Annotated in this window: 10 protein-coding genes; 9 read left to right on the plus strand and 1 reads right to left on the minus strand. The window is 44.2% G+C overall.

The window, feature by feature from the left end; genetic code table 11:
- The first annotated feature begins 23 nt into the window (after positions 1–23).
- A complete protein-coding gene (bioB, locus tag GQ367_RS00885; RefSeq protein ID WP_215290674.1) occupies positions 24–1,007 on the plus strand; it encodes a biotin synthase BioB in 984 nt (327 codons plus the stop codon).
- A 53-nt stretch (positions 1,008–1,060) separates the two neighbouring features.
- Here bioB and GQ367_RS00890 read toward each other — a convergent pair whose 3' ends face one another.
- On the minus strand, positions 1,061–2,233 hold the full coding sequence (locus GQ367_RS00890) for a porin (protein WP_215290675.1): 1,173 nt from the start codon (positions 2,231–2,233) through the stop codon (positions 1,061–1,063).
- Positions 2,234–2,452: 219 nt separating this feature from the next.
- Between GQ367_RS00890 and coq7 the strand changes: the two genes are divergently transcribed.
- The 8 genes from coq7 (at position 2,453) to mraY (ending at position 10,867) form a co-directional block, all read left to right on the plus strand.
- Complete coding sequence (gene coq7, locus GQ367_RS00895) at positions 2,453–3,106, plus strand: 2-polyprenyl-3-methyl-6-methoxy-1,4-benzoquinone monooxygenase (RefSeq protein WP_215290676.1); 654 nt, start codon at positions 2,453–2,455, stop codon at positions 3,104–3,106.
- Positions 3,107–3,300: 194 nt separating this feature from the next.
- Complete coding sequence (gene mraZ, locus GQ367_RS00900; protein ID WP_215290677.1) at positions 3,301–3,729, plus strand: division/cell wall cluster transcriptional repressor MraZ; 429 nt, start codon at positions 3,301–3,303, stop codon at positions 3,727–3,729.
- A 12-nt stretch (positions 3,730–3,741) separates the two neighbouring features.
- Positions 3,742–4,695, plus strand: a complete 954-nt coding sequence (rsmH, locus tag GQ367_RS00905; RefSeq protein WP_215290678.1) for a 16S rRNA (cytosine(1402)-N(4))-methyltransferase RsmH — start codon at positions 3,742–3,744, stop codon at positions 4,693–4,695.
- Positions 4,692–4,955 (plus strand): cell division protein FtsL, encoded by a 264-nt coding sequence (ftsL, locus tag GQ367_RS00910; protein ID WP_215290679.1) that lies wholly within the window; start codon positions 4,692–4,694, stop codon positions 4,953–4,955. Before rsmH ends, ftsL begins: the two co-directional genes overlap by 4 nt.
- Positions 4,955–6,715 carry a penicillin-binding protein 2 gene (locus GQ367_RS00915; protein ID WP_215290680.1) on the plus strand — a complete coding sequence of 587 codons (1,761 nt, stop codon included), beginning with the start codon at positions 4,955–4,957 and terminating at the stop codon, positions 6,713–6,715. The genes ftsL and GQ367_RS00915 overlap by 1 nt, the downstream gene beginning before the upstream one ends.
- 5 nt (positions 6,716–6,720) lie before the next feature.
- Entirely contained in the window at positions 6,721–8,271 is a 1,551-nt protein-coding gene (locus GQ367_RS00920; protein WP_251370171.1) for a UDP-N-acetylmuramoyl-L-alanyl-D-glutamate--2,6-diaminopimelate ligase, read from the plus strand.
- 11 nt (positions 8,272–8,282) lie between these two features.
- Positions 8,283–9,698 carry a UDP-N-acetylmuramoyl-tripeptide--D-alanyl-D-alanine ligase gene (murF, locus tag GQ367_RS00925; protein ID WP_215291821.1) on the plus strand — a complete coding sequence of 472 codons (1,416 nt, stop codon included), beginning with the start codon at positions 8,283–8,285 and terminating at the stop codon, positions 9,696–9,698.
- Entirely contained in the window at positions 9,698–10,867 is a 1,170-nt protein-coding gene (gene mraY / locus GQ367_RS00930; RefSeq protein WP_215290683.1) for a phospho-N-acetylmuramoyl-pentapeptide-transferase, read from the plus strand. Before murF ends, mraY begins: the two co-directional genes overlap by 1 nt.
- Positions 10,868–10,873: the final 6 nt, after the last annotated feature.

A 10,873-nucleotide genomic window follows, 5' to 3' on the forward strand; every position in this document is an offset into this window, starting at 1 on the left:
TTCGACCTGTATCATTGGCAATTATGACTATGAATGACCCTAAAAAATACTCTTCCATTTCTGTAGAGCAGGTCTTAGAGCTCTATGAATTGCCCATGAATGAATTGATGGCTCGCGCAGCACAAGTCCATCAAGAAAACTTTCCAGAGGGTGATATTGAGTTAGCCACTTTGTTGTCAATCAAAACGGGTGGATGTCCTGAGGATTGCGGATACTGCCCACAAGCAGCCAGATATCACACCGATGTCAAAGCAACTAAGTTGATGGATGTCGAAGAAGTTTTGACTGCGGCAAAAGCTGCTAAAGAAGCAGGATCGAATCGTTTTTGTATGGGTGCTGCTTGGCGCGAACCAAAAGATCGCGACATCGAAAAAGTGGTTGCCATGATCAAAGGCGTTAAAGATTTAGGTTTAGAGACTTGCGCCACATTGGGCATGTTGGCACCTGAACAAGCAAAAGCCCTGGGTGATGCGGGTCTTGATTATTACAACCACAATCTTGATACCAGCGAAGATTTCTACGGTTCAGTGATCAACACACGTCAGTATCAAGATCGCTTGGATACCTTACAAAGTGTGCGCAGTGCAGGCATGTCTGTTTGTTGTGGCGGCATCATTGGTATGGGCGAAACTCGTCGTCAACGTGCTGGATTAATCGCCAAGCTAGCGAATTTAAATCCATACCCAGAATCAGTGCCTATCAATCATTTGGTACCAGTTCCTGGCACTCCATTAGAGGATCAAAAAGGTGTTGATCCTTTGGAGTTTGTGAGAACCATTGCGATTGCACGTATCACCATGCCAACTGCCAGAGTTCGTCTATCAGCCGGTCGTCAAGAATTGGGTCGACCAGTTCAAGCGATGTGTTTCATGGCGGGCGCCAATTCGATTTTCTACGGCGATAAATTACTCACAACCGACAATCCCGAGGCAGATGCCGATCGTGAGCTGTTAGCTGAGCTAGGCTTGAAAACTAAAACAGCTTGTAAAGCTGAAGTGCTTGTTTAAGATTAACTAAGCCAGACCCAGCCTAATCCAATCAAGCTAAGCTAGTCGCGGGATTAAAACTTGTGTCTTAATCCTGCTGTCACACCATACTGACTTTTTTGACGATTGCCATTAGCAACACCATTTGAATTGCGGTGTTGATCTAAGAAACCATAGATATCAGTTTGTTTTGACAGTTTATAAACGCTGGTTAAGACCAAGCTTTTATCTTTGTCGACCAGATGACGACTCTTGTGATCATGGTGCAATTTTGTGTAGTGAGCAAGACCTAAGTCCACCTTAGGAGTTAATTGATATTGCATACCCCAAGCGCTCACAAATACATCAGATGCCAATTGATCACGTTCCGGAGATGACTGATGATTTATGTGTGAGATGCTGCCACGCTGAATGGCTGGCAGCTTTGAGTGAGACATGCCGGATTTAAATGTCCAACGATTAAAGCGATATTCACCACCAAAGTTAATGATCTTTGTTGAGCCTAATGATTGGGATGATTTAGCAGCAGTGCCTGCTGATTTAGCAACATCAATTTCTGTAAAAGATCCACCCACAGACCAATGGGCATCTCGATACTTCAAACCAATTGCCGTGCTGCTGCCGTGCTTCACAGAGCCGACTTGATTGCCACTTTGATAGCTTGCTAAAAATGTCACGCGCTTGATTTGGTGTTGATACTTGATGGTGCCATCAGAGCGATTGTGATTATTTTTCAAATCAGTATAGCCACTCAAATAATGAATCAAACCTTTTTGGTTCAAGTTATTCGTTGGATCAAAATCTTTGATCGTGTCATAGCTAACAGTGTTCTGACGACCGATGGTTAGTTGACCTAAGGATTGATTGCTGATGCCTAAATGCGCTTGGCGTCCAAAGAAACTTTTGTTGTCTGATTTTTTGCCGTGCACTGATGTGTCACTGGATGAATTGTTGTCACCCGTATTCATATCAAAGCCAGTTTCTAGTTTGAAAAAAGTTTTATTACCGCCACCTAAATTTTCTTCTCCTTTAAAACCGAGGTGTGGTGCTGATAAACCTCCTGAGTTAGTGCTTAACTGAGAATCTTTGCTATTACCTAGCTGATCTTTACCCGCATGATTTTGATACCTCATGCCAGCATCAACCGTGCCGTAAATGGTGACATTGGATTGAGCCTGGACACTTTTGATGACCAGTGGTGAAGCCATAAGGGACATCACCGCTACGCTGATGAGCGATTTCTTCATTGTTTCTCCGTAAAAGTAGTGATGTAAAAAAACAACAAATACCGTGTTTTTTCACAGGTTCTACATAAGAACCTATTACAAAGATAACAATAAAGTCATTAATAAACCAAGTTAACCATTAAAATTAAGGTTATTTATGTGATTAATGTTGTAATAAAACAACAAAAACCCCTGATATGTGTCAAAACTAATAATCGTCTGAGCGTTTAAGATATTCCCATGAGCTCATTTGCAAAATCATCCCAACATCCTATTGATGGTTTCATCATTGAATTTGATCGCGCATTGCGTTCAATAGTTGGTGCAACTCCCATGAGACGACCTGTTCCAGATGCGTCAACAATGAGTGAAACTGAATTAAGCGTTGAAGAAAAAAAACACGCTGCAGGTTTGATGCGTGTTAATCATGTTGGAGAAGTTTGTGCGCAGGCTTTGTATCAATCACAAAAGTTGCACGCAAAAAGTGATGACTTAAAAAATAAATTAGAGCATGCAGCGATTGAGGAAGAAGACCACCTGGCTTGGTGCGAGAGGCGATTGGAAGAATTAGATTCTCGTCCAAGTTTGCTTAATCCCATTTGGTATGCGGGATCATTTGTGCTTGGTTCAATCGCTGGTTTAGCGGGTGACAAAATCAGTTTAGGGTTCGTTGCTGAAACAGAAAAACAAGTAGAACATCATTTGGATGATCACTTAAAAGAATTGCCAAGCAATGATCATCGTTCCCGTGCAATTGTTGCGCAAATGCGTGCCGATGAAATTGCACACGGACAAATGGCAATTCAAGAGGGTGGAGTTGAATTACCAAGCGCTGTTCAAAAGGTCATGAAAACAATGGCCAAAATAATGACCGTCACAGCTTATCGCGTCTAACCCTAAGCTAACTTCTTAAGAGTATTTTCCAGCCCCATGTTTTTATTGAATTTTTACTCGTAAAATAGTATCAACATGTGCGTCTAAGTGCTTGTTCTAAATAAAGAATTTACAAAAAAACCACCTAAAACACTTGACCATGAATTACGCATCCTCTAAAGTGGGGAAAAGTGTGAAAAAGTGGGGAAATATTCGTGTTTCAAGGTGCTTCTGCATTAACTCTCGATGCCAAGGGTCGCATGTCGATTCCTGCAAGGCATCGTGACGCCTTGCAATTACAAGGCGAAGGCAGAGTCACGCTCACAAAACACCCTGATGGTTGCTTGTTACTTTTCCCACGTTCTGAGTGGGAAGCATTCAGAGGTCGCATCGCACAATTGCCAATGGATGCCCATTGGTGGCGCCGAATCTTTTTAGGTAATGCCTCTGACATAGAGATGGATGGATCTGGTCGAATTTTGGTCACCCCAGAATTAAGAGCTGCCGCAAGTATTGAGCGCGATGTGATGCTATTGGGAATGGGCAGTCACTTTGAATTATGGGATGCCGCAACGTATGCACAAAAAGAGCAAGTTGCAATCGCACAAGGCATGCCAGATGCTCTCAAACAATTCACCTTCTGATGTTGGCCAACCATGACATTTACCCATCGCCCAGTATTACTGGCCGAGGCAGTCACCTCGGTATTGGGAGAAACGACTTCATCAGAACAGCAATCAATCACCATCATCGATGGCACATTTGGTCGCGGTGGTCACAGCCGAGAAATACTGAAGCATCTCAATGCGCAATCAAAGTTGATTGCCTTCGACAAAGATCTTCAAGCAATTGCAGAAGCGAAAACAATTCAAGACCCGCGCTTTCAAATCATTCACGAGAGCTTTGCTTCGATGGCAGAGGAAGTTCCGAGCGACTCTATCGATGGCGTGCTCTTGGATCTAGGAATCAGCTCTCCACAAATCGACGATCCAAGTCGTGGATTTTCATTTCGAGGCGATGGTCCATTGGATATGCGGATGGACACCACTCGTGGACAGAGTGCAGCCGAATGGTTGGCAGTAGCGGAACAAAAAGACATAGCGAGGGTCATTAAAGAGTATGGGGAAGAACGGTTTGCTTTACAGATTGCAAAGGCGATTATTGCTCGCAGAGAGCAAGGCGATTCCCTCACTAGGACCGGAGAACTCGCGTCGCTCGTGGCTAGTGTCGTCCGCACCCGCGAAGCGGGCCAAGATCCGGCCACGCGCACCTTTCAAGCTATACGGATTTATATCAACCAAGAACTCGCCGACTTGGAGAGTGGGTTGAAAGCAGCATTTCAATGCCTCAAGCCGGGCGGCCTATTGGCCGTCATCAGCTTTCATTCTTTAGAAGATCGAATCGTGAAGCAGTTCATGCAAGGTTTGTCTAAGGTATCAGTGCCAAGAGGTTTACCTTTGACTGAAAACCAAATGCCAAAACCACAGGCAGAGTTATTGGGTCGCATCAAACCAAGTGAGCAAGAAGTTCAAGAAAATCCACGTGCTCGCTCAGCTATTTTGAGAGTGATGCGAAAAATGAAGACTGTTCCAATGGGAGCCGCTTCATGAATCGCTCCACCATCATTCTTTTGATTATTTTGATGTTGTGCTCATTATCTTTGGTGGCCGCTCAACAAAAAACCAGGTCGCTGTATGTGGCTCTTGAAAGAGCACAAACTGAAGAGCGACGTTTGAATCAAGAATGGCTTCGCTTGGAATTCGAGCAAAGAAATTTATCTAAGTCTTCACGCATCACAGAGATTGCTCGCAAGCAATTAAGAATGCAAGCGATCAATCCTGGTCGAACACAATATGTGGTGGTTGATTAATGGCGCAGATATCTTTTTCTTCCACGCCTAATTTGGTCTTGCGCCTACCTATGTGGCGCTCAAGACTCATTTTGTTTTTAATCTTCATTGGTTTTATCGCATTGGTGGTGCGTGCCATGTGGGTGCAAGGTTTTGGTAATTCTTTTTATGAAGAAAAGGGTAACAAGGCGACTTTGCGCTCAATTGAAATGCCTGCAAGCCGCGGAAAAATTTTAGATCGTCATGGTGAGGTTTTGGCAACAAGCTTGTTGGCCAAAGCCATCATTGCATTCCCTGATGCGATTCCTGAAGATTTATCCAAAGAGAAAATTTCACAACTGGCTAAATTGTTAGAAGTCAGTGAAGCGGAGTTGCGCAAAAAATTTGCTTCTGAAAGAAACCAAGTGTTCTTGAAGCGTCAAGTTGATTTAGATGTCGCAAAGCAAATCAGAGAATTAGGTATTCCTGGTATTGCACAAAACAATGAATACAAGCGCTTGTATCCAGAAGGCGAAGCCATGGCTCACATCGTTGGTTTCACCAACGTTGAAGATCGCGGTCAAGAAGGTATGGAGTTGGCGAAAGAAAAAGAATTGGCCGGCCAACCGGGTCGTCGTCGTGTGATTCAAGATCGACTCGGGCGTTATGTTGAAGGCTTAGGAATCATTAGCCCACCAAAAGATGGCGCTGACTTGCAGTTATCGATTGACAGCAAAGTACAGTTTTTAGCATTTAATGAATTAAAAGCAATTGCAGAAAAGCACCGTGCGAAAGCGGCTGGTGCTGTTGTGTTGGATGTGCAGACTGGTGAAGTGCTTGCCTTGGCTAACTGGCCAACCTATAACCCAAATTCAAGAACTAATTTGAGTGGTGAGCAATTAAGAAACCGAGTGCTCACAGATACATTTGAGCCTGGCTCAACGATGAAGCCGTTTGCGATTTCATTGGCTTTAGAAAAAGGTTTGGTGCAACCAAATACTTCTATGCCTATTGGTAAATCGATGGTGATTGGTAAAAAAGCCATCACAGATACGCATCCTTATCCAGTGTTAACTGTTTCAGAGATTGTGCAAAAGTCGAGCAACATTGGTACCGTGAAAATGGCCATGCAGTTGCAGCCACAAGAAATGTGGGAAATGTTCCAAGCCGTTGGCTTAGGCCAAGCACCTAATTTAGGTTTCCCAGGAGCGGTTGCTGGAAGATTGAGACCATATAAAAATTGGGTGCCGATTGAGCAAGCCACCATGTCATACGGCTATGGCTTATCTGCTTCTTTATTCCAGATGGCGCGTGCATACAGTATTTTTGCGCGAGATGGTGAGCTTGTACCCGCCACCATTTATAAGACAAGCGGTGTTCCAAAAGGTACACAAGTTATCTCTGCTAAGACAGCCATACAAATGCGAGAGATGTTAGAGCTTGTGACGCAAACGGGCGGCACTGCAACCAATGCTCAAACCATGGGTTATCGCGTGGGTGGTAAAACTGGTACAGCTCACAAGGTTGAAGGTAAGGGTTACGCAAGTAATAAATACCGAGGCTTTTTTGTGGGCATGGCCCCGATGAGCGCTCCAAGAATTGTGGTGGCTGTGATGGTGGATGAGCCAAGTGCTGGTGGTTATTACGGCGGTGTTGTTGCAGCGCCTGCATTTGCAAATATTGTTGCAGGTACCTTGCGCACCATGAATGTTTTACCAGATGCAGCAGTCAAGCAAATGGTTGATAAAGAATTACAGCTTGGACCAAATGGTTCAACGCAAAAGGTGTCATTGAGCAGATGAACGCCATGTTGCCAATCAACTCCATCCCTCTTGAATCATTGCTCAGTGAGCATGTAAAGCCTGATGCTCATATGACATCAGACACAAGAGTATTGAAGGCTGGAGATGTGATGCTGGCTTACCCGGTTGGCAATAGCAGGCAGTTAACAGATAACCGTGTTCACATTACTCAAGCATTGAGTTTGGGTGCCGCATTGGTCTTGTATGAGCCAAGTGGTCTGATTGAAGAATTAAAAGCAGTTTGTAAAGATAGTCGTTGCGTTGCTGTGAATGATTTGGCTGAACAGGCTGGAGAAATTGCAGCGAATTGGTATGGTCATGCCAGTCAATCAATGAGAGTGATGGGTATCACTGGAACCAATGGCAAAACAACAATCAGTCAGTGGTTGTCACAAGCATTGCACAGTGCTGATGAACCATGTGGCGTGATTGGTACTTTGGGCGCTGGCCTTGTGAATGATCTGACCATGACCGGTTTTACAACACCTGATGCCGCGCGCATGCAGAGTTTGTTAAAAGACATTCAAAAAAATGGTGCGCGCAGTGTGGCTGTCGAAGTATCTTCACATGCTTTGGATCAAGGTCGTGTCAATGGCACTCATTTTGATACGGTTGTGATTACGAATTTGAGTCAGGATCACCTGGATTACCACGGTGATATGAAACAGTACGCCGCTGCTAAAAAGAAAATCTTGGATTTACCAGGCATTAAACATGTCGTGGTGAATGCTGATGATTCTTTTGGCCAAGAGTGCTTGCAGTGTTTGGCAAAAAAGATGGGTGATGCCGACATCACTGTTTGGGCTTACGCCAACAAATCAGAAAATTTATTATCTTTGCCGTGTTTTGCAAAGCAATCATTTAGAAAAGTACTTGCCACTGATCTTCAAATGAATGATCAAGGTATGAAGTTTCAACTCATCGTTGATGGTGAGGATGCTGGTTTGATTCAAACTCGCATGGTGGGTGCTTTTAATGTCAGCAATGCTTTGGCAGTGTTTGCTTGTTTGTTGGCTGGCGGAAAAACAATCAAGAGTGCTAAAAGTTCTATCGAGGCATTGCAAGCTGTTCAAGGACGTATGGAATTAGTCGCTCGAGCAACTGCTCAGCAGCCTATGGCAGTGATTGATTTTGCACACACCCCCGATGCTCTAGAGCAAGTTCTAAAAACATTGCGCGATATTGCAAAGCAAAGAGCTGGTCAACTTTGGTGTGTGTTTGGTTGTGGCGGTGATCGTGATCCACTGAAGCGACCAATCATGGGTCGAATTGCAGAAAGTATCGCTGATCATGTGATGGTGACGAGTGACAACCCTCGCAGCGAAGTGCCAGAAAAAATCATGGCTGATATCTTGAGTGGTTTCGAGGTGCCTGAGAAGGCGCAAGTGAATGCTGATCGCGCAACAGCCATCTTGCAGACAATCAGACAGGCCAAACCAGAAGATGTGATTTTAATTGCGGGTAAAGGTCACGAAGAAATTCAAGAGATCGCAGGTAAAAAACATCCATTCTCTGATCGAGTGCATGTGCAATTGGCCATGGGGGGTATCGCCTGATGAGCCTCAACATGCAATACATGCCTTTATCGATGATTTCAGAGTTTTTGCCAGATGCTCAGTTGTTGAACATGCCATCAATCGATCAAGCCATCAAGCGATTCATCAGCGACAGTCGACAAGTTGCAGCTGGCGATTTATTCATTGCCTTGCGCGGTGAAAAATTCGATGCGCATGACTTTTTAAGTGATGTGCAGGCCAAAGGAGCGATAGCTTGCTTGGTGAGTTCGGTTGAGAAATTACCTAAAGATTTTCCAGCGGTTGTGGTCAAAGATACTCAAGAAGCTTTGCAAACCTTATCAAGCAACTGGAAGCAGTACTGTAGTCAGCGCAATTTAAAGCAAGTTGTGATTGTTACGGGTAGCAATGGTAAGACAACTGTGAAGGGCATGATTCAAAGTATTTTTGAATCTGCTGTTGGCATTGATAAAGCGCTTGCGACCCAAGGTAATTTCAATAATGAAATTGGTTTGCCTTTGACGCTCTTGCGCCTTGATTTGAATCATGAGTTGGCGGTCATTGAGCTGGGTATGAACCATCCAGGCGAAACAGCCTTATTAGCAAGTATTGCAAAACCAACAATTGCATTGATCAACAATGCTCAGCGTGAACATCAAGAGTTCATGGAGACCGTTGACGCTGTGGCACAAGAGCATGCTTTGGCGATTAAGGCATTGCCTACAAATGGCGTGGCTGTTTATCCCGCTGATTCTGAATACAGTGTTTATTGGAAAAAAATATCTAATCAACGAACAGTGATTGATTTTGCATTTAATCAAACAGCGACTGTTTGGGGTGAGTGGCTTGATCAACCCACTGGTCTGATGGCGATTCATACGCCACAGGGTGACATCAAAGTGATGTTAAAGATCTTGGGAGATCACAACGCTTGCAATGCTGTTGCTGCATCAGCTGTGGCAATTGCGGCAGGGATATCGCCAGCGATGATTCAAGCGGGATTGGAGTCTTTCTTACCAGTCAACGGCAGAATGCAAAAGCATTCACTGAACAATGACATCACTGTCATTGATGACAGTTACAACGCCAATCCTGATTCTGTTCGAGCTGCCATTGATGTTTTATCCAATATCAAAACAGCTGCTTGGCTTGTTTTGGGTGATATGGGTGAAGTGGGTAATCAAGGGCCAGAGTTCCATCGCGAAGTTGGTCATTACGCTGGTGAAAAAGGCATTCAAAAATTATTTGCTTTGGGCGACTTAAGTAAAGAAGCTGTACTTGCTTATCAAGCGACTGCCACTCAGGGAAATGTGGCTCAGCACTTTGCTGATGTTACAGAGCTTTGCACAGAATTGAATAAATCATTGCACGCAAAAAAAAATCATGAAGAAGTGACTCTTCTGGTTAAGGGATCGCGCTTTATGCGCATGGAAAGAGTTGTTAAAGCTCTCGCAGAGGAGATGAACTGATGTTGTTATGGCTTGCACAATTACTACAAGATGACTTTGGGTTTTTACGTGTCATCAACTACATCACTCTCAGAGCCGTGATGGCGACCCTGACGGCTGGATTGATCGGATTGTTTTTTGGCCCTTGGGTCATTCGTCGTTTAACAGCCATGAAAGTAGGTCAAGCAGTTCGCACCGATGGTCCGCAAACTCATTTGGTGAAAACTGGAACGCCCACAATGGGTGGTGTGTTGATTTTGATTGGCATTGCGATCTCAACATTGCTCTGGGCTGATCTATCCAATCGTTTCATTTGGATTGTGTTGATTGTGACTTTGGGTTTTGGCGCTATTGGTTGGGTTGATGACTATCGCAAAGTTGTTTATCGCGATCCCAAAGGCATGGCCTCTAAAGAGAAATACTTTTGGCAGTCATTGATTGGTTTATTTGCTGCTATTTACTTGGCGTTCTCTGTTTCAGAAGTGAATAACCTAAAGGTTTTAGAACTTTTCATCAATTGGGTGCAGAGCGGTTTCTCAATTGATTTGCCAGCCAAATCAAATTTATATGTGCCTTTCTTTAAAGAAATCAGCTATCCACTGGGTGTGCTTGGTTTCATCGTTCTGACGTATTTAGTGATTGTTGGAAGTTCGAATGCCGTCAACCTAACAGATGGTTTGGATGGCTTGGTGATCATGCCGGTGATTTTGGTGGGTGCAGCATTGGGCGTGTTTGCTTATGTGATGGGTAACGCGATTTACACCAAGTATCTTTTATTTCCATACATTCCTGGCGCCGGCGAGCTGATGATTTTCTGTGGTGCCATGAGTGGCGCTGGTTTGGCATTTTTATGGTTCAACACGCATCCCGCGCAAGTCTTCATGGGTGATGTTGGTGCTCTTGCACTTGGTGGTGCTTTGGGCACTGTGGCTGTGATCGTGAGACAAGAAATTGTTTTGTTCGTCATGGGCGGAATTTTTGTGGCTGAAACAGTGTCCGTGATCATGCAAGTGGTTTGGTTCAAGTTCACCAAAAAGGTGTACGGCGAAGGTCGACGGATTTTCAAGATGGCACCTCTGCATCACCACTTTGAATTAAGTGGTTGGAAAGAAACACAGGTAGTGGTGCGCTTTTGGATCATCACCATTTTGTTGGTGTTGATTGGTTTATCTAGCTTGAAGTTGCGATAGGAAAAA

It is taken from the genome of Polynucleobacter sp. MWH-CaK5 (genome assembly GCF_018687615.1).
Classification (GTDB): domain Bacteria; phylum Pseudomonadota; class Gammaproteobacteria; order Burkholderiales; family Burkholderiaceae; genus Polynucleobacter.

What these genes read in the sequence shown, in the direction of transcription:
- bioB (WP_215290674.1), top strand. Translation starts at nt 24, where the DNA reads ATGACTATGAATGACCCTAAAAAATACTCTTCCATTTCTGTAGAGCAG.
- GQ367_RS00890 (WP_215290675.1), bottom strand. Translation starts at nt 2,233, where the DNA reads ATGAAGAAATCGCTCATCAGCGTAGCGGTGATGTCCCTTATGGCTTCA.
- coq7 (WP_215290676.1), top strand. Translation starts at nt 2,453, where the DNA reads ATGAGCTCATTTGCAAAATCATCCCAACATCCTATTGATGGTTTCATC.
- rsmH (WP_215290678.1), top strand. Translation starts at nt 3,742, where the DNA reads ATGACATTTACCCATCGCCCAGTATTACTGGCCGAGGCAGTCACCTCG.
- ftsL (WP_215290679.1), top strand. Translation starts at nt 4,692, where the DNA reads ATGAATCGCTCCACCATCATTCTTTTGATTATTTTGATGTTGTGCTCA.
- GQ367_RS00915 (WP_215290680.1), top strand. Translation starts at nt 4,955, where the DNA reads ATGGCGCAGATATCTTTTTCTTCCACGCCTAATTTGGTCTTGCGCCTA.
- GQ367_RS00920 (WP_251370171.1), top strand. Translation starts at nt 6,721, where the DNA reads ATGTTGCCAATCAACTCCATCCCTCTTGAATCATTGCTCAGTGAGCAT.
- murF (WP_215291821.1), top strand. Translation starts at nt 8,283, where the DNA reads ATGCAATACATGCCTTTATCGATGATTTCAGAGTTTTTGCCAGATGCT.
- mraY (WP_215290683.1), top strand. Translation starts at nt 9,698, where the DNA reads ATGTTGTTATGGCTTGCACAATTACTACAAGATGACTTTGGGTTTTTA.